The following is an 18,330-nucleotide window of genomic DNA, read 5'->3' as shown; positions in this document are numbered from 1 at the left end:
TTACTTGCACCCTTACCGGTGAGTCGCTGACGAGACTGGAGCACTCCTGACGTCGAACCAGAGGGGGTCCCGGGCATGACCGGCACTCGTATCGCCGCGCTCGGGCACTATCAGCCCGCCAAGGTGCTCACGAATCACGACCTGGCGGCCATGGTCGACACGAGCGACACCTGGATCAGCAGCCGGGTGGGTATCAAAACCCGCCATATGGCAGGGCCCGATGAGCCGGTGGACGAGCTGGCCGCGCACGCGGGCGCCAAGGCCCTGGCGTCCGCCGGGCTCACCCCGGCGGACATCGATCTCGTACTGGTCGCCACCTCCACGGCGATCGACCGCTCCCCGAACACCGCGGCCCGGGTCGCCGCCCGGCTCTCCATGGGCTCGCCCGCCGTCATGGACCTCAATGTCGTCTGCGCGGGCTTCACCCACGCCCTCGCCACCGCCGATCACGCCGTACGGGCGGGCTCCGCGTCCCGGGTCCTGGTGATCGGGGCGGACAAGATGACCGCGATCACCGACTGGACCGATCGCTCGACCTGCGTCCTGGTCGGAGACGGCGCGGGCGCGGCGGTCGTCGTGGCGGGCGGCGCCGACGAGGAGCCGGGCATCGGCCCGGTGCTCTGGGGCTCGGTGCCGGAGATGGGCCACGCGGTACGGATCGAGGGCAGCCCGCCGGTCTTCGCCCAGGAGGGGCAGTCCGTCTACCGCTGGGCGACCACCCAGCTGCCGCCGATCGCCCGCCAGGTCTGTGAACGGGCGGGTGTCACCCCCGAGGAGCTGGCCGCGGTCGTGCTGCACCAGGCCAATCTGCGGATCATCGAGCCCGTCGCCCAGAAGATCGGCGCCGTCAACGCGGTCATCGCCCGTGATGTCGTGGATTCCGGCAATACGTCCGCGGCGTCGATCCCGATGGCCCTGTCCAAACTCGTGGACCGCGGTGAGATTCCATCGGGTGCGCCTGTACTGCTCTTCGGCTTCGGGGGGAACCTGTCCTACGCGGGTCAAGTCATCCGTTGCCCATAAATCCCCCTGTTCTCGGTAGACTGTAGACGATAGCCAATGTCTTGATGCTCATCACCCCTGGTGACATCGGTCCATCGCTACAGTCAATGACACTGCCGGCCAGGAGGGGGACGCGATGTTGTCCGCGAAGTTGGCGCAAGGTGCCGTGCCTAAACTCGAACGACCGGGACCACTGCGTGAACGTGTGTACGAGGCCCTGCTCGAACTGATCACGACCCGGGCGCTCCAGCCCGGTCAGCACCTCGTCGAGAGCGAACTCGCGCGTCATCTGGGGGTCTCCAGGCAGCCGGTGCGTGAGGCCCTTCAGCGCCTCAACACCGAGGGCTGGGTGGATCTGCGCCCGGCGCAGGGCGCCTTCGTCCATGAGCCGACCGAGGATGAGGCGGACCAGCTCCTGTCGGTCCGTACGCTCCTGGAGGCGGAGGCCGCCCGGCTGGCGGCGGCCAACTCCGGCGCGGCGGGGATCGCCGAGCTGGAGGCGCTGTGCGCCAAGGGCGAGCAGTCGGTGGCCGACGACGACAGGGATCTGACGGTCGCCACCAACGCCGCCTTCCACGCCAAGGTCATGGAGCTGGCGGGCAATGTCGTACTGGCGGAGCTGGCCGCGCAGGTGGACCGCCGGGTGCGCTGGTACTACACGCCGGTCGCCCGTCAGCGCGGCAAGCAGTCCTGGATCGAGCACCGGGAGCTCATCGCCGCGATTTCTACGCGCGACGAACAGCGCGCGACGGAAGTCATGAAGGCGCACACGGAGCACACGCGCAACACGTACCACCACCGGCAAGAGTCCTGATCGCCCCAAGTCCGGGCATTCCCCCCTTATTCGAAAAGTAGGTGCGAAGGGCCGCGAAAGCGACGCCTCAAAACGGCTTTGTCCTCGGTGTGGAGAAAGTTGGGACCGATTCCCGCTCAACTTCTTCCCCCTGCGGGCAAGCGCTGCTACGTTCCCTCGAAAGCCCGACGCATAGGCCGAGAAGGCGGGGAGGGGCGCGTGAGACGTATGACCGCACGACCCGCGAACGCGCATCAGGCGCGACTGCTCAGGCTGTTGCGCGACGGTGGCCCCAACTCCCGTGCGCAACTGGGTGACCAGGTCGATCTCTCGCGCTCCAAGCTCGCCGTCGAGGTGGACCGGCTGCTGGAGACCGGCCTGGTGGTCGCCGACGGACTCGCCGCCTCGCGCGGCGGCCGGCGCTCCCACAACATCCGGCTGGCGCCCGCCCTGCGCTTCCTCGGTGTCGACATCGGCGCCACCTCCATCGATGTCGCGGTGACCAACGCGGAGCTGGAGGTGCTGGGACATCTCAACCACCCCATGGACGTCCGCGAGGGCCCCGTCGCCGTCTTCGAGCAGGTGCTCGTCATGGCGGCCAAGCTCAAGGTCTCCGGGCTCGCCGACGAGTTCGACGGCGCCGGGATCGGCGTACCGGGGCCCGTCCGCTTCCCCGAGGGTGTCCCCGTCGCGCCGCCGATCATGCCGGGCTGGGACGGCTTCCCCGTACGGGAGGCGCTCAGCCAGGAGCTCGGCTGCCCGGTCATGGTCGACAACGATGTGAATCTGATGGCGATGGGGGAGCAGCACGCGGGCGTCGCACGCTCGGTCGGTGACTTCCTCTGCGTCAAGATCGGTACCGGTATCGGCTGCGGGATCGTCGTCGGCGGCGAGGTCTACCGCGGCACGACCGGCAGCGCCGGTGACATCGGCCATATCCAGGTCGAGTCGGACGGCCGCGCCTGCGCCTGTGGCAACAAGGGCTGTCTGGAGGCCTACTTCAGCGGCGCCGCCCTCGCCCGGGACGCCGAGGAGGCCGCGCGCTCCGGCCGTTCGCCCGAGCTGGCCGCCCGGCTGGAGGCCGCGGACCGGCTCTCCGCCGTGGATGTCGCCGCCGCCGCTGCCGCCGGTGACCCCGCCGCACTCGATCTCATCCGGGCCGGCGGCAACCGCGTCGGCCAGGTCATCGCCGGGCTCGTGAGCTTCTTCAACCCGGGCCTCGTGGTGATCGGCGGCGGGGTGACCGGTCTCGGTCACACGCTGCTGGCCAGCGTACGTACCCAGGTCTACCGGCAGTCCCTGCCGCTGGCCACCGGCAATCTCCCCATAGTCCTGGGGGAGTTGGGCCCGACCGCCGGAGTCACCGGCGCGGCCCGGCTCATCAGCGACCACTTGTTCTCGCCGGCCTGACGCCCGTCCAGGGCCGGCGGCGCACCACCGGACACCAACGCGACACCACCGCTCCATCCGCGCCAACCGCACACCGCAAGACCTGTGACACGCAAGACCTGTGACACGCACGATCCGTGACACCGCACGAACCCGTACCACGCACGAGCCGCACGACCCGTGACAACAGCAGTACGCACGAGCCGCAGTACCGGCACGGGCCGCGTCAGCCGCACGAGCCGTATCCGTACGCCGCACCAACACCGCTGCGCCACACCTGGTTCCACCCTGCCCAACTCCGCCCCGCTTTCTACCTTTTGTTCACTTTCTGCCCTGCCCGCTCTACGGCCGCATCCGCCGAGGGGATACGCCATGGCACCAACACCTGCACCACCCGAGAATCTTCTGCTCACCATGTCCGGCATCACCAAGCTGTTCCCCGGTGTCCGCGCCCTCGACGGTGTGGACCTGGAGGTCGAGGCCGGCGAGGTCCACTGCCTGCTCGGCCAGAACGGCGCCGGCAAGTCCACCCTCATCAAGGTGCTCGCCGGGGCCCACCAGCCCGACGGCGGTGTGATCACCTGGCGCGGCGAGGCCGTCACACTGAAATCGCCCATCGCCGCCATGCGGCTCGGCATCGCGACCATTTACCAGGAACTCGACCTGGTCGAGGGGCTGACGGTCGCCGAGAACATCTTCCTCGGACACGAGCCCACCACCGCGGGCTTCGTGGTCAAGGGCCGGGAGGCGAGGACCCGCGCGACGGCGCTGCTCAAGCGGCTCGGCCACCCCGAGATCCAGGCGCACCGGACCGTCGGCTCGCTCTCCGCCGCCCAGCAGCAGATCGTGTCGATGGCCCGCGCCCTCTCGCACGACGTACGGCTCATCGTGATGGACGAGCCGTCAGCGGCCCTCGACCCCGACGAGGTCGACAACCTCTTCCGTATCGTCGACACCCTCACCGCCGACGGCGTGGCCGTCATCTATATCTCCCACCGGCTGGAGGAGATCCGGCGCATCGGCGACCGGGTCACCGTCATCAAGGACGGCAGGACCGTGGCCGTCGCCCTGCCCGCGAAGGAGACCCCGACCCGCGAGGTCGTCGCGCTGATGACCGGCCGGAACGTCGAGTACGTCTTCCCCGAGCGGCCCGCACCCGCCACGGCGGACGCGGCGCGGACCGAGCCCGTACTGAAGGTCGAAGGGCTGGCCAGGGAAGGGGAGTTCGCCCCCGTCGATCTCGAACTGCGGCCCGGCGAGATCGTCGGACTCGCGGGACTCGTCGGCTCGGGCCGCTCCGAGATCCTGGAGACGATCTACGGGGCGCGCAAGGCGACCGCGGGCCGGGTGCTCGTCAACGGCACCCCGCTGCGGCCCGGCAGTGTGCGCGCCGCCGTCCGCGCGGGGCTCGGCCTCGCACCCGAGGAGCGCAAGGCCCAGGGCCTGCTGATGCTCGAATCCGTCACCCGCAATGTGTCGGTGTCATCGCTGTCGCGCTTCTCCCGGGCCGGCTGGCTCGACCACTCGGCGGAGCGGACGGCGGCCCAGCAGGCCACCAGGGAACTCTCCCTGCGCCCCGACAACCCGGACGCCCGTATCCGTACCCTCTCCGGCGGCAACCAGCAGAAGGCGGTCCTCGCCCGCTGGCTGCTGCGCGGCTGCCGGGTGCTGCTGCTCGACGAGCCGACGCGCGGAGTCGACGTCGGCGCCCGCGCCGAGCTGTACGCCGTGATCCGCCGGCTGGCCGACGAGGGCCTTGCCGTACTGCTCGTCTCCAGCGAGGTACCCGAAGTCCTGGGCCTCGCCGACCGGGTGCTGGTGCTCCGCGAGGGACAGGTCGTCCACCGGGCGCCCGCCCAGGAGCTCGACGAGCACCGTGTACTCGACCTTGTGATGGAAGGGAGCCCGACGTCATGAAACAGCCTGCCTCCGAGGCGCAGCAGGGCGGGCCCGACGCGGCGGCCACGCCCCAGCCGCCCACGCCGCCCGCCACGACCCACGCGTCCGCCAAGTCCACGGAGGAGAAGGGCGGTTGGCGCGCTCTCGGGCTGCGTCTCGACGTCCGTAACCTCTCCCTGCTCGGGGTGCTCGCCGCACTGATCATCGTCGGCGGTATCACCAAGCCCGATCAGTTCCTGGACACCAACAACCTCCAACTGGTGCTCACTCAGGCGTCCGTGATCGGTGTGGTCACCGTCGGTATGACGTTCGTGATCACCAGCGGCGGGATCGATCTGTCGGTCGGCGCGATCGTGGCGCTGGCATCCGTCTGGGCTACCACCCTGGCCACCCAGGAATACGGATTCGCCGGCATCCTGTTCACCGCGGTGATCGTGGGTCTGGCCTGCGGACTGGTCAACGGGGTGCTGATCGCCTACGGCGGGATGGTGCCGTTCATCGCCACTCTCGCGATGCTCGCCTCCGCCCGCGGTCTGGCCCTCCAGATCACCGACGGCAAGACCCAGATCGTCACCGTGGACTCGGTCCTCGACCTCGGGGTCCGTGACTCGTACATCCTGGGCATCCCGCCGCTCGTCCTGGTCTTCGCGGCCGTCACGGTCATCGGCTGGCTGATCCTCAACCGTACGACCTTCGGCCGGCGCACCGTCGCCGTCGGCGGCAACGCGGAGGCCGCGCGGCTCGCCGGTATCGACGTACGCAGGCAGCGGCTCTATCTGTATCTGCTCTCCGGCCTGTGCTGCGGTATCGCGGCGTTCCTGCTGATCGTCCTGGCCGGCTCGGGCCAGAACACCAACGGGAACCTCTACGAGCTGGACGCCATCGCCGCGGCGATCATCGGCGGCACCCTCCTCAGCGGCGGCCGTGGCACGATCGTCGGCTCCGTACTCGGTGTTCTGGTCTTCACCACGATCACCAACATCTTCGCCCTCAACAACCTGCAGAGCGACGTCCAGCAGATCGCCAAGGGCGCGATCATCGTCGCCGCCGTACTGGTCCAGCGCCGCACCGTGCGCAACGGCGAGTCCTGATTCCGGTCTCGCACCCGCTTACTGTCGTACCGCCCTACCTGAAGGGTTGAACCGTCATGCCAGAAACCAGCCGCAGAGGAATGCTCTTCGGCACCGCCGCCATCGGCGCGGGTGCTTTCCTCACCGCCTGCACCAGCAACGAGCCGGCGAAGAAGGAGCCCGCGGCCAACGACCAGCCCGCCTCCGACGACAAGCCGGGCAAGCCCGTCACCATCGGCTTCGCCGGCCCCCAGGCCGACCACGGCTGGCTCAACGCCATCAACGAGAACGCCAAGTCGCGTGCGGAGACCTACTCCGATGTGACGCTCGACATCACCGAGGGCTCCAACGACACCGCCGCCCAGATCGGCCAGGTCGAGACCCTGATCAACAAGAAGGTCGACGTCCTGGTGATCCTGCCGGCCGACGGCAAGGCGCTCACCCAGGTCGGGCTGAAGGCCATGCGCGCCGGGATCCCGGTCATCAACCTGGACCGCATCTTCGCCTCCCCGCAGGCGTACCGCTGCTGGGTCGGCGGCGACAACTACGGCATGGGTCTCAACGCCGGCAACTACATCGGCGAGAAGCTCAAGGACAAGCCCGACGCGAAGGTCATCGAGCTGTCCGGGCCCGACAGCCTGGAGCTGACCCAGCAGCGCACCCAGGGCTTCGACGACGCCCTCAAGAACTACCCGAACATCAAGAAGGTCGCGCGCCAGGCCGCCGACTTCACCGTCGAGTCCGGCCAGGCCAAGATGGCCCAGCTGCTCCAGGCGCAGTCCAGCTTCGACGCCCTCTGGAACCACGACGACGACCAGGGCGTGGGCGCCCTGCGCGCCATCGACCAGGCGGGCCGGGACGGCTTCCTGATGGTCGGCGGGGCCGGTGCCAAGGCCGCGATGGACGCGATCAAGGCGGACAACGGTGTGCTCAAGGCCACCGTCCTCTACCCGCCGATCATGGCCGCGTCCGCCATCGACCTGGCCCGCGCTCTCGGACAGAGCAAGGGCATCAGCGGCCTGTCAGGGCTGGAGATCCCGGCCCAGGTCACGCTGTTCTCGGCCGTGGTCGACAAGACGAACATCGACGACTACCTGCCTCAGGGCTTCAGCTGACCGGTCCAGTCATGGCCGCCCCCACCAGCGAGAGACGAGGAGTACTCCGTATGACCCCCAGGGAAGCGTCGGAGAAAGAAGCCGGTGCACCACCGACACTCGGCATCGGCATGGTCGGCTACGCGTTCATGGGCGCCGCACACTCACAGGGGTGGCGCACGGCCGGACACGTCTTCGACCTGCCGATGCGCCCCGTGCTCGCCGCCGTCTGCGGACGTGACGCGGACGCGGTCCGCGCCGCGGCGGACAGACACGGCTGGGCGGCGGCCGAGACCGACTGGCGGCGGCTCATCGCGCGCGACGACGTGCAGGTGGTGGATATCTGCACCCCTGGGGACAGCCACGCGGAGATCGCCATCGCCGCACTGGAGGCGGGCAAGCACGTCCTGTGCGAGAAGCCCCTCGCCAACTCGGTGGCCGAGGCCGAGGCCATGGTCAGGGCCGCGGCCGACGCCAGGTCGCGCGGTCAGCTGGCCATGGTCGGCTTCAACTACCGCCGAGTGCCCGCCATCTCGTACGCGAGGCAGCTCATCGCGGAGGGCAGGCTCGGCACCCTGCGCCATGTCCGGGTCACCTATCTCCAGGACTGGCTGGCCGATCCGGCCGCCCCGCTCACCTGGCGGCTCAAGCGTGAGCGCGCGGGGTCCGGGGCGCTCGGCGACCTGGGGGCGCACATCGTCGACCTGGCGCAGTTCCTGACGGGGGAGCGGCTGGTCGGGGTCTCGGCGCTCGCGGAGACCTTCGTCAAGGAGCGGCCCGTGCTCAGCGGGTCGACCGCCGGTCTCTCGGGAACCGCGGGCAGCGAGACGGGCCCGGTGACCGTGGACGACGCGGCGCTGTTCACCGGCCGGCTCGCCTCGGGCGCGCTGGCCTCCTTCGAGGCCACCCGGATGGCCTCGGGGCGCAAGAACGCGCTCCAACTGGAGATCAACGGTGAGCGCGGCTCGCTCGCCTTCGATCTGGAGCGCCTCAACGAGCTGTCGTTCCACGACCACACCGAGCCCGCCGCCTCCTCCGGCTTCCGCCGGATCCTGGTCACGGAGCCGGAACATCCCTATCTGGAGGCGTGGTGGCCGCCCGGCCACGCGCTCGGCTACGAGCACACCTTCGTCCACCAGGCCCGCGATCTGGTCGAGGCGGTCGCCGCCGGGACCGATCCGGTGCCGTCCTTCGCGGACGGGCTCCAGGTGCAACGGGTGCTCGCCGCGGTGGAGGACAGCGCGGCGAAGAACGCCGTGTACACGCCTGTGCCGCAGTCCTAGGTCATCACATCGAGGAGGAGGTCCGAATGCCACGTCCGTTCACGCTGTTCACCGGCCAGTGGGCCGATCTGCCCCTGGAGGAGGTGTGCCGGCTCGCCCGTGACTTCGGTTACGACGGGCTGGAACTCGCCTGCTGGGGAGATCACTTCGAAGTCGACAAAGCACTCGCGGATCCGGGCTACCTGGACGGCCGCCACCAGCTGCTCGACAAGTACGGGCTCAAGTGCTGGGCCATCTCCAACCACTTGGTGAGCCAGGCCGTCTGCGACAGCATCATCGACGAACGCCACCAGGGCATCCTGCCGTCCCGGATCTTCGGCGACGGCGATCCCGAGGGCGTCAGGCAGCGCGCCGCCGCCGAGATCAAGGACACCGCCAGGGCCGCCGCGGCCTTCGGGGTCAATACGGTCATCGGCTTCACCGGCTCGTCCATCTGGCATCTGCTGGCGATGTTCCCGCCGGTGCCGCCCGGCATGATCGAGCGGGGGTACGAGGACTTCGCGGAGCGCTGGAACCCGATCCTCGACGTCTTCGACGCCGAGGGGGTGCGCTACGCCCACGAGGTGCACCCCGGCGAGATCGCGTACGACTACTGGACCACGCACCAAGCGCTGGAGGCCGTCGGCCACCGGCCCGCGTTCGGGCTGAACTTCGACCCGAGCCACTTCGTCTGGCAGGACCTGGACCCGGTCAACTTCCTCTACGACTTCCGGGACCGGATCTACCACGTCGACTGCAAGGAGGCCCGTAAGCGCCTGGACGGCCGCAACGGCCGGCTCGGTTCGCATCTGCCCTGGGGCGATCCGCGGCGCGGCTGGGACTTCGTCTCGGCGGGCCATGGAGATGTCCCGTGGGAGGACGTCTTCCGGATGCTGCGGTCGATCAAGTACGAGGGCCCCATCTCGGTCGAGTGGGAGGACGCGGGCATGGACCGGCTGGCCGGTGCGCCCGAGGCCCTCGCGGACCTGAAGCGTTTCGACTTCGACCCGCCGACCGCGTCGTTCGACGCGGCCTTCGGCGGCGGCGAGTAGCTGCTTCTCTCCGGATCGGGCTCCGGGGAGAGGGCGGGCAGCCCGGTGGCGGAAAGCGCCACCGGGCGGTCAGTCCTGCCCGGAAAGGGCTTTGTCCTCAGGGAGGAAAAAGGCAACTTCTCCTCTGCGCAAGGTCTTTCGGACACGGACGAACACAGCTACGGTCCACTGAGATGTACAGGACATAGACACACCGCATAAGTACAGGACACAGGTGGTCTCCGATGTGACGGCGCACGTCGGTGACACAGCCACCTCCCCCCGGGGATCCGGTGCAGGACGAGCACCGCCCCCGGGAGGCGAGAGCGCTCCTCCGCGCTCCCTTGGCAACCCGCACGTACGAACAGCCCATTGTGGAGGACTTTCGTGCACAGAAAACGCCCCCGAGCCAGAACCCTCCTCGCACTCCTGACGGGCGCCCTGCTCGCAGGATCGAGCCTCAGCGCCGTACCCGCCGCCGCGCATCCGGATGAGCCGCACGCGGAAGAGAGCTTCCAGCAGGTGACCCTCGCGAAGGGCGCCGACGCGGTCGGCGAGCCCATGTCGCTCGCGGTCCTGCCCGACCGGAGGGTGCTGCACACCTCGCGTGACGGCACACTGCGCATCACCGACGCCGGCGGCGACACCATGGTCTCCGGCACGCTGGATGTCTACAGCCATGACGAGGAGGGTCTCCAGGGCGTCGGAGTCGACCCCGACTTCGCCGAGAACCGGGCCATCTACCTCTTCTACGCGCCCAAGCTGGACACCCCGGCGGGCGACGCCCCCGAGAACGGCACGGCGGCCGACTTCGCCCCGTTCGACGGCTACAACCGCCTCTCCCGGTTCACCCTGAACGAGGACGGCACGCTCGACAAGGCGAGCGAGAAGAAGGTCCTCGATGTCACCACCTCGCGCGGCACCTGCTGCCACGTGGGCGGCGACATAGCCTTCGACGCGGACGGCAATCTGTATCTGTCGACCGGCGACGACACCGACCCGTTCGCCTCCGACGGCTACACGCCGATCGACGAGCGGCCGGACCGCAACCCGGCGTTCGACGCCCAGCGCTCCTCCGGCAACACCAATGACCTGCGCGGCAAGGTGCTCCGCATCAAGGTCGCCGAGGACGGCTCGTACACCATCCCCGAGGGCAACCTCTTCGCCCCGGGCACCGAGAAGGCCCGGCCCGAGATCTACGCCATGGGCTTCCGCAACCCCTTCCGTATCTCCGTCGACAAGAAGACGGGCATCGTCTACGTCGGTGACTACGGACCCGACGCCGGCGCCGCCTCCCCGACCCGCGGTCCGGCCGGCCAGGTGGAGTTCGCCCGGGTCACCGAGGCGGGCAACTTCGGGTGGCCGTACTGCACGGGTGACAACGACCCGTTCATCGACTACGACTTCGCCACCAAGGCATCCGGCGCGGCCTTCGACTGCGCGGCGCCCAAGAACACCTCGCCGCACAACACGGGCCTCACCGACCTGCCGCCGGCCCAGCCGGCCTGGATCCCGTACGACGGCGGCAGCCTGCCCGAGTTCGGCAGCGGCTCCGAGTCCCCGATGGCGGGACCGGTCTACCGGTACGACGCCGACCTCGACTCCCCGGTCAAGTTCCCCGAGGAGTACGACGGCGACTTCTTCGCCGGCGAGTTCGGCCGCCAGTGGATCAAGCGGATCGAGCAGGGCGAGGACGGCACGGTCAGCAAGATCAACCCGTTCCCGTGGTCGGGCACCCAGCCCATGGACATGGAGTTCGGCCCCGACGGCGCGCTCTACGTACTCGACTACGGCCTGTCCTGGTTCGGCGGTGACGAGCACTCCGCGCTCTACCGCATCGAGAACTCGACGGGCGGCAAGTCACCGATCGCCGAGGCGGCGGCTTCCAAGACGTCCGGCAAGTCCCCGCTGAAGGTCACCTTCTCCTCCGCGGGCACCCAGGACCCCGACGGCGACACCCTCGCCTACGCGTGGGACTTCGGCGACGGCGGCACCTCGACCGAGGCCAACCCCTCGTACACGTACAAGAAGAACGGCACCTACACCGCGCGGCTCACCGTCACCGACCCGACCGAGCGCACCGCGAGCGCGTCCGTCCGGATCGTCGTCGGCAACACCGCGCCGAAGGTGACACTCGAACTCCCCAACGACGGGCACCTCTTCAACTTCGGGGACACCATCCCCTTCAAGGTGAAGGTCACCGACCCCGAGGACGGGCCGATCGACTGCTCCAAGGTCGTCGTCCGCTACATCCTCGGCCACGACAGCCACGGCCACCCGATCACCTCGGCCAACGGCTGTGAGGGCACCATCACCGCGCCCGCCGACACCGAGCACGACCCCAACGCCAATATCTTCGGTGTGATCGACGCCGAGTACACCGACGGCGGGGGCGGCGGCCAGGCGGCGCTCACCACGCACGACCAGGCGCAGCTCCAGCCGCGCCACCGGCAGGCCGAGCACTTCAACGCCTCCTCCGGCATCAAGATCTACGACAAGGCACCGGCCAACGGCGGCAAGACCGTCGGCGACATCGACAACGGTGACTGGATCTCCTTCAAGCCGTACAACCTGACCGGGTCCAAGACGCTCACCGCCCGGATCTCCTCCGGCGGCGCCGGCGGATTCCTTGAGGTACGTACCGGATCGGCCACGGGCAACCTGCTCGGCTCCGCGCCGATCCCGGTCACCGGCGGCTGGGAGACCTTCCAGGACATCGACGTACCGCTGCGTTCCGTACCCAAGCAGACCACCGAGCTGTTCCTGGTCTTCAAGGGCGGCGCCGGCGCGCTGTACGACCTGGACGACTTCCAGCTCTCCACGGCCGTACCCGGCAAGACCGAGAAGCGGGTCCTGGTCTTCTCCAAGACCGGCGGATTCCGTCATGACTCGATCCCCGCGGGCATCGCCGCGCTCAAGGAGCTCGGCAAGACCACCGGGATCACCGTCGACGCCACCGAGGCGGCCGGCCAGTTCACCACCAACAACCTGGCCAGGTACGACGCGGTGGTCTTCCTCTCCACCACCGGTGATGTCCTCAACGCCGACCAGCAGAAGGCGTTCGAGAACTATGTCGCCACCGGCGGCGGCTACATGGGCGTGCACGCCGCGGCGGACACCGAGTACGACTGGTCCTTCTACGGCGGTCTGGTGGGGGCCTACTTCGACTCCCACCCGCAGATCCAGCCCGCCACCGTACGCGTCGAGGACCATGACCACCCGTCGACCGCTCATCTGGGCGACGAGTGGCAGCGCACCGACGAGTGGTACAACTACCGCACCAACCCCCGGGATCAGGCCCGCGTCCTCGCCACCCTGGACGAGACCACCTACCAGGGCGGCAATATGAAGGGCGACCACCCGATCGCCTGGTGCCAGACCTACGAGGGCGGCCGTGCCTTCTACACCGGCGGCGGCCACACCAAGGAGTCGTACGCGGACGACGCCTTCCGTCAGCACCTGCTCGGCGGCCTGCGGTACGCGGCCGGCCAGGTGAAGGCGGACTGCAAGCCGAAGACCGGTTACCGGGATCTCTTCAACGGCAAGACCCTGGAGGGCTGGAAGCAGGCCGGACCGGGCAAGTTCAACGTCGTGGACGGTGAACTGCGCACGGAGGGCGGCATGGGTCTGCTGTGGTACCAGGCCAAGGAGCTGAAGTCCTACTCCCTGAAGCTGGACTGGAAGATGGACGGGGACGACAACTCCGGTGTCTTCGTGGGCTTCCCGGCCTCCGACGACCCGTGGTCCGCGGTCAACAAGGGGTACGAGATACAGATCGACGCCACCGACTCCGCCGACCGCACCACCGGCTCCGTCTACGGCTTCAAGTCGGCCAACATCAAGGCCAGGGACCAGGTTCTGCGGCCCCCGGGCCAGTGGAACAACTACGAGATCAAGGTCCAGGGTGAGCGTCTGCAGATCTTCCTCAACGGCGTGAAGATCAACGACTTCACCAACACCGACCCGGAGCGCAGTCTCAAGGACGGCTACATCGGCCTGCAGAACCACGGCGCCGATGACCAGGTGTCCTTCCGTGACATCCAGCTCAAGGAGCTGCCTGCCGCCTAGAGACCTCTAAGAGCCAGAGGCCTCTGGGACGGGGCGGCCCGTCAGCCGGCGGCGGGCGGGGAGGCGCCGTACCCCCCGCCCGCCGTCCACCAACCACCACACCACCGGCAGGGAGGCAGCCCCGTGACGACGACCAGTCCCGCGACGACGACCAGCACAGAATCGACTGCAGTACGCACCGGAGTCTGGTTCGTCGGAGCACGCGGCTCCGTCGCCACGACGGCCGTCGCGGGATGCGCGGCGGTCACCGCCGGGCTCCACCCCGCGACGGGCATGGTCACCGAGACCGCGCCCTTCGCGGGCACGGGCCTGCCCGCGCTCTCCTCGCTCGTCTTCGGCGGACATGACACGGCGAGCTGTCCGCTGCCCAAACGCGCCGAGGCGCTGACCGCGGCGGGCGTCCTGCCGCACGGTCTGCCCACCGCGATCCACACCGAACTGGCCGCCGCCGACCGGGAGATACGGGCCGGCGGCCCCCAGCCGGGTGACACCAGGAGCGACGAGGAGATCATCGACTCCTTCGCCGACGACCTCCGGGAGTTCGCGCGCCGCACCGGCGTGGCCCGTACCGTCGTCATCAACGTCTCCTCCACCGAACCCCAGCCCGCCCCGGACGATCCACGGCTCCCCGCCAGCTCGCTCTACGCGGCGGCGGCGATCCGGGCCGGCTGCTCGTATGTCAACTTCACGCCCTCCACCGGGCTGCGCACCGAAGCCCTCACGGCGGCCGCCGAGGCCGGCGGACTTCCCCACGCCGGCCGCGACGGCAAGACAGGCCAGACGCTGCTCCGTTCCGTGCTCGCCCCCATGTTCGTCCAGCGCGCCCTGACCGTACGGGCCTGGTCGGGTACGAACCTGCTGGGCGGCGGGGACGGAGCGGCGCTGGCCGACCCGGCCGCCGCGGCGGCCAAGAACGCGGGCAAGGAACGCGTACTTGCCGACACCCTCGGCACGGCCCCCGAGGGAGAGGTCCATATCGACGACGTCCCGGCGCTCGGCGACTGGAAGACCGCCTGGGACCACATCGCGTTCGACGGCTTCCTCGGCTCGCGGATGATCCTCCAGACCATCTGGCAGGGGTGCGACTCGGCGCTGGCCGCGCCGCTCGTACTCGACCTCGCCCGGCTGGTGTCCCGCGCGCACGAGGCCGGGCTGAGCGGACCGCTGCCCGGACTCGGCTTCTACTTCAAGGATCCGGACGGCGGTCCCGCCGCGCTCGCCGAACAGTTCGACGCGCTGCTCGCCTTCGCCGAGCGGCTGAAGGAGACCAGGTGAGCCTGCGCGGACGCATGCGGGCCTGGGCCGAACTGCTCCGTGTCTCGGCCCTGTTCACCGTCCCGGGCGACGCGCTGGCCGGGGCCGCGGCCCTCGGCGTACGCCCCAATCGCTCCACCGCGCTCGCCGTGGGCGCCTCGCTCTGCCTGTACGAGGCGGGCATGGCTCTCAACGACTGGGCGGACCGCGAGGAAGACGCGATCGACCGCCCGCACCGCCCCATCCCGTCGGGCCGCGTCTCCCCGCCGGCGGCCCTCGCGGCGGCGGGCGCCCTGACGGCCGCGGGCCTCGCCCTCGCGGCCCGCGCGGGCCGTCCGTCCCTGGCGGTGGGCACGGCCCTGGCGGCCACGGTCTGGGCGTACGACCTGCGCCTGAAACACACGGCGGCGGGCCCGGTGGCGATGGGCGCGGCCAGGGCGCTTGACGTGCTGCTCGGCGCGACGGCGACGGTACGCGGGGGCGAGCGCGCCGCGGCGACGGTACGCGGAGGCGAGCGCGCCGCGGCGCCGGCCCGGGGGCCCGCGTACGCCGCGTCGCCCCCGTCGCCCGGCGGCCCCACGCACACGTCGTCCCGTACAGAGGGCCGTCCGCCGACCGGCGGCGTGGGCGCGGGCGCCGGAGCCGTGCGCGCCACCGGCCGCTGGGCCGCTCTCCGTACCGCGCTTCCCTCGGCCACTCTCGTCGGCGCGCACACCGTCGCCGTCACCACCGTCTCGCGCCGCGAGGCGCAGGGCGGTTCGACGGCCGCGCCACTCGCCGCGCTGGTCGCCACCGGCGTGCTGGGCACGCTGGCGGGCAGGTCGCCCGCCGGAGGCCCGTCGCGCGGCGGTCCGCGCGAAGCCCTGCGTCGCGCCACCACCGGCGCGGGCCGGGCGACGGGCCCCGCCCCCGCCCCGGTCGCCGGCCCCCAGGCCGGCCCCGCGCTCGCCGGGGCGCTCGCCCTCGTCTACGCGGGGACCGCCGGGCGGCCCCTGCTGCACGCCGCGCTCAACCCGTCGCCACCGCTCACCCAGCGTGCCGTCGGCGGCGGTATCCGGGCGATGATCCCGCTCCAGGCCGCGCTGGCCGCGCGCGGCGGGTCGGCCGGGGTCGCGCTCGGTGTCATGGGACTCGTACCGCTGGCCCGCACGTTCGCACGGAAAGTGAGCCCCACATGAGTCTGCGTTTCGGATACGGCACCAACGGGCTCACCGATCTGCGCCTCGACGACGCTCTCGGACTGCTCGCCGATCTCGGGTACGACGGCGTCGGGCTGACCCTCGACCATATGCATCTCGACCCGCTGGCCCCCGATCTCACCGCCCGCACCCAGCGGGTCGCCCGGCGGCTGGCGGAGCTGGGCCTCGGGGTCACCGTCGAGACCGGCGCCCGTTACATACTCGACCCGCGCCGCAAGCACGGCCCCACACTGCTCGACCCGGACCCCGACGACCGCGCCGCCCGTACGCGCCTGCTGGTCACGGCCGTGCGGGTGGCGGCCGACCTCGGCGCGCACGCCGTCCACTGCTTCAGCGGAGTCGTCCCTGGCCCCACTGACACCGACACCGCCTGGAAGCGGCTCGAAGAGGCGATGGGCCCGGTCCTCGACGCGGCGGAGGCCGCCGACATCCCCCTCGCCGTCGAGCCCGAACCCGGCCATCTCGTCTCGGACATCGCGGGATTCCACCGGCTCAGACAGCTGCTCGGCGACCCGGAACCACTCGGGCTCACCCTCGACATCGGCCACTGCCAGTGCCTGGAGCCCGCGTCGCCCGCCGACTGCGTACGGGACGCGGCGCCCTGGCTGCGGCATGTGCAGATCGAGGACATGCGACGCGGTGTGCATGAGCATCTGCCGTTCGGCGACGGCGAGATCGACTTCCCGCCCGTGCTCGCCGCGCTGGCCGCGACCGGCTACGAGGGCCTGACCGTCGTGGAGCTGCCCCGTCACTCCCACGCAGGACCCGAACTGGCCCGCACCTCGCTGGACTTCCTGCGCGCACAGGGGGTGTCCTGATGACCCCCGCCCGCGAGGAACTGCTCCTCGCGCTCGACGCGCCCGCCAGGTCCTGGCTGGACGACGCCCTCGCCGAGGCCACCGCCGCCCCTGACGACGACAACGTTGCCGCCGCTCCCTGGGAGCTGCGCTTCGCCGCCGCGGGCCGGCACTGCGGCCGGGACCACGCCGACGCCGTCCGTATCCTGCTGCTCCAGGAGGCGGGCGCCGGACTCGCCACCCTGACCCGGCTCTACCAGCGGGGCACCGCCGCCGAGCGGCGCGCCGTCCTGCTCGCCCTGCCCCACCGCGTCACGGGACCCGGCGGGCTGCCGCTGGTCGAGGACGCCCTGCGGACCAATGACACCCGGCTGGTCGCCGCCGCCGTCGGTCCGTACGCCGCCGCCCATCTCGACCCCCACGCCTGGCGGCACGCCGTCCTCAAGTGCCTCTTCACCGGTGTGCCGGTCGACGCCGTCGAGGGCCTGGCCGCACGCGCCCACGGAGACACCGAACTGGCCAGGATGCTCGCCGACTTCGCGGCGGAGCGCACCGCCGCCGGCCGTCCCGTACCCGCCGACCTGCACCATGCGTTGACCCTGACCGGCGAGGAGTCCTGATGCGCATCTTCGACCCCCACATCCATATGACCTCCCGCACCACGGACGACTACCGGGCGATGTACGACTCCGGTGTCCGCGCCCTGGTCGAGCCGTCCTTCTGGCTCGGACAGCCCCGCACCTCACCCGAGAGCTTCTTCGACTACTTCGACGCGCTGCTCGGCTGGGAGCCGTTCCGCGCCGCCCAGTACGGCATCGCCCACCACTGCACGCTCGCCCTCAACCCCAAGGAGGCGAACGACCCGCGCTGCACCCCCGTCCTCGACGAACTGCCGCGCTATCTGGTCAAGGACGGAGTCGTCGCCGTCGGCGAGATCGGTTACGACTCGATGACCCCGGCCGAGGACACCGCCCTGGCCGCGCAGTTGCAGCTGGCCGCCGATCACGGGCTGCCCGCGCTCGTCCACACCCCGCACCGCGACAAGCTGTCGGGGCTGCGCCGCACCATCGACGTCGTACGGGAATCCGCACTCGCCCCGGACCGGGTGCTGCTCGACCATCTCAACGAGACGACCGTCAAGGACGCCGCGCAGAGCGGCAGTTGGCTCGGCTTCTCGATCTATCCGGACACCAAGATGGACGAGAGCCGGATGGTCGCCGTCCTCAAGGAGCACGGCACCGACAAGGTTCTCGTCAACTCGGCCGCGGACTGGGGCAACAGCGATCCGCTCAAGACCCGGAAGGTCGGCGACGCGATGCTCGCCGCCGGGTTCAGCGAGGACGACGTCGACCAGGTCCTGTGGCGCAACCCCGTGGCCTTCTACGGGCTCAGCGGCCGACTCCAGCTGGACGTCCCCGCGCCCGAGGCCCTGCACGAGGGCAACTCCGTGCTGCGCGGAGGGGAGTGAGAGC

General features: G+C 70.4%; 14 protein-coding genes. All 14 read left to right on the top strand.

Features of this window, described 5'->3' with window-relative positions; all coding sequences use genetic code 11:
• Positions 1-75: 75 nt before the first annotated feature.
• Positions 76-1,023, top strand: a complete 948-nt coding sequence (locus AB0M67_RS01075; RefSeq protein WP_365741207.1) for a beta-ketoacyl-ACP synthase III — start codon at positions 76-78, stop codon at positions 1,021-1,023.
• Between the two features lie 115 nt (positions 1,024-1,138).
• A complete protein-coding gene (locus AB0M67_RS01070; protein ID WP_365741204.1) occupies positions 1,139-1,816 on the top strand; it encodes a GntR family transcriptional regulator in 678 nt (225 codons plus the stop codon).
• A 207-nt stretch (positions 1,817-2,023) separates the two neighbouring features.
• The gene (locus tag AB0M67_RS01065; protein ID WP_365741202.1) at positions 2,024-3,205 is read left to right on the top strand and encodes an ROK family transcriptional regulator; all 1,182 of its coding nucleotides are present in this window, start codon (positions 2,024-2,026) and stop codon (positions 3,203-3,205) included.
• 351 nt (positions 3,206-3,556) lie between these two features.
• Positions 3,557-5,101, top strand: a complete 1,545-nt coding sequence (locus tag AB0M67_RS01060; RefSeq protein WP_365741200.1) for a sugar ABC transporter ATP-binding protein — start codon at positions 3,557-3,559, stop codon at positions 5,099-5,101.
• Positions 5,098-6,174 (top strand): ABC transporter permease, encoded by a 1,077-nt coding sequence (locus AB0M67_RS01055; protein WP_365741198.1) that lies wholly within the window; start codon positions 5,098-5,100, stop codon positions 6,172-6,174. The genes AB0M67_RS01060 and AB0M67_RS01055 overlap by 4 nt, the downstream gene beginning before the upstream one ends.
• A 56-nt stretch (positions 6,175-6,230) precedes the next feature.
• Entirely contained in the window at positions 6,231-7,268 is a 1,038-nt protein-coding gene (locus tag AB0M67_RS01050) for a substrate-binding domain-containing protein (protein WP_365741196.1), read from the top strand.
• A gap of 50 nt (positions 7,269-7,318) precedes the next feature.
• Positions 7,319-8,530, top strand: coding sequence for a Gfo/Idh/MocA family oxidoreductase (locus AB0M67_RS01045; protein WP_365741194.1), 1,212 nt, complete (start codon positions 7,319-7,321; stop codon positions 8,528-8,530).
• A gap of 26 nt (positions 8,531-8,556) precedes the next feature.
• Positions 8,557-9,561 carry a sugar phosphate isomerase/epimerase family protein gene (locus tag AB0M67_RS01040; protein WP_365741192.1) on the top strand — a complete coding sequence of 335 codons (1,005 nt, stop codon included), beginning with the start codon at positions 8,557-8,559 and terminating at the stop codon, positions 9,559-9,561.
• 366 nt (positions 9,562-9,927) lie between these two features.
• Positions 9,928-13,608 (top strand): ThuA domain-containing protein, encoded by a 3,681-nt coding sequence (locus AB0M67_RS01035; RefSeq protein WP_365741189.1) that lies wholly within the window; start codon positions 9,928-9,930, stop codon positions 13,606-13,608.
• A 123-nt stretch (positions 13,609-13,731) separates the two neighbouring features.
• Entirely contained in the window at positions 13,732-14,883 is a 1,152-nt protein-coding gene (locus AB0M67_RS01030; protein WP_365741187.1) for an inositol-3-phosphate synthase, read from the top strand.
• A gap of 14 nt (positions 14,884-14,897) precedes the next feature.
• Positions 14,898-16,040 (top strand): UbiA family prenyltransferase, encoded by a 1,143-nt coding sequence (locus AB0M67_RS01025; protein ID WP_365741820.1) that lies wholly within the window; start codon positions 14,898-14,900, stop codon positions 16,038-16,040.
• Entirely contained in the window at positions 16,037-16,879 is an 843-nt protein-coding gene (locus AB0M67_RS01020) for a sugar phosphate isomerase/epimerase family protein (protein ID WP_365741185.1), read from the top strand. Before AB0M67_RS01025 ends, AB0M67_RS01020 begins: the two co-directional genes overlap by 4 nt.
• On the top strand, positions 16,879-17,478 hold the full coding sequence (locus AB0M67_RS01015) for an EboA domain-containing protein (protein ID WP_365741183.1): 600 nt from the start codon (positions 16,879-16,881) through the stop codon (positions 17,476-17,478). The genes AB0M67_RS01020 and AB0M67_RS01015 overlap by 1 nt, the downstream gene beginning before the upstream one ends.
• Positions 17,478-18,326, top strand: a complete 849-nt coding sequence (locus AB0M67_RS01010) for a TatD family hydrolase (RefSeq protein WP_365741181.1) — start codon at positions 17,478-17,480, stop codon at positions 18,324-18,326. Before AB0M67_RS01015 ends, AB0M67_RS01010 begins: the two co-directional genes overlap by 1 nt.
• Positions 18,327-18,330 lie beyond the last annotated feature (4 nt).

Source organism: Streptomyces sp. NPDC051662 (assembly GCF_040681655.1).
GTDB lineage: Bacteria > Actinomycetota > Actinomycetes > Streptomycetales > Streptomycetaceae > Streptomyces.
Note: the sequence above shows the minus strand (reverse complement) of the source record. Positions and strands in the feature narration are given on the sequence as shown.

What these genes read in the sequence shown, in the direction of transcription:
- AB0M67_RS01075 (WP_365741207.1), top strand. Translation starts at nt 76, where the DNA reads ATGACCGGCACTCGTATCGCCGCGCTCGGGCACTATCAGCCCGCCAAG.
- AB0M67_RS01070 (WP_365741204.1), top strand. Translation starts at nt 1,139, where the DNA reads ATGTTGTCCGCGAAGTTGGCGCAAGGTGCCGTGCCTAAACTCGAACGA.
- AB0M67_RS01065 (WP_365741202.1), top strand. Translation starts at nt 2,024, where the DNA reads ATGACCGCACGACCCGCGAACGCGCATCAGGCGCGACTGCTCAGGCTG.
- AB0M67_RS01060 (WP_365741200.1), top strand. Translation starts at nt 3,557, where the DNA reads ATGGCACCAACACCTGCACCACCCGAGAATCTTCTGCTCACCATGTCC.
- AB0M67_RS01055 (WP_365741198.1), top strand. Translation starts at nt 5,098, where the DNA reads ATGAAACAGCCTGCCTCCGAGGCGCAGCAGGGCGGGCCCGACGCGGCG.
- AB0M67_RS01050 (WP_365741196.1), top strand. Translation starts at nt 6,231, where the DNA reads ATGCCAGAAACCAGCCGCAGAGGAATGCTCTTCGGCACCGCCGCCATC.
- AB0M67_RS01045 (WP_365741194.1), top strand. Translation starts at nt 7,319, where the DNA reads ATGACCCCCAGGGAAGCGTCGGAGAAAGAAGCCGGTGCACCACCGACA.
- AB0M67_RS01040 (WP_365741192.1), top strand. Translation starts at nt 8,557, where the DNA reads ATGCCACGTCCGTTCACGCTGTTCACCGGCCAGTGGGCCGATCTGCCC.
- AB0M67_RS01025 (WP_365741820.1), top strand. Translation starts at nt 14,898, where the DNA reads ATGCGGGCCTGGGCCGAACTGCTCCGTGTCTCGGCCCTGTTCACCGTC.
- AB0M67_RS01020 (WP_365741185.1), top strand. Translation starts at nt 16,037, where the DNA reads ATGAGTCTGCGTTTCGGATACGGCACCAACGGGCTCACCGATCTGCGC.
- AB0M67_RS01015 (WP_365741183.1), top strand. Translation starts at nt 16,879, where the DNA reads ATGACCCCCGCCCGCGAGGAACTGCTCCTCGCGCTCGACGCGCCCGCC.
- AB0M67_RS01010 (WP_365741181.1), top strand. Translation starts at nt 17,478, where the DNA reads ATGCGCATCTTCGACCCCCACATCCATATGACCTCCCGCACCACGGAC.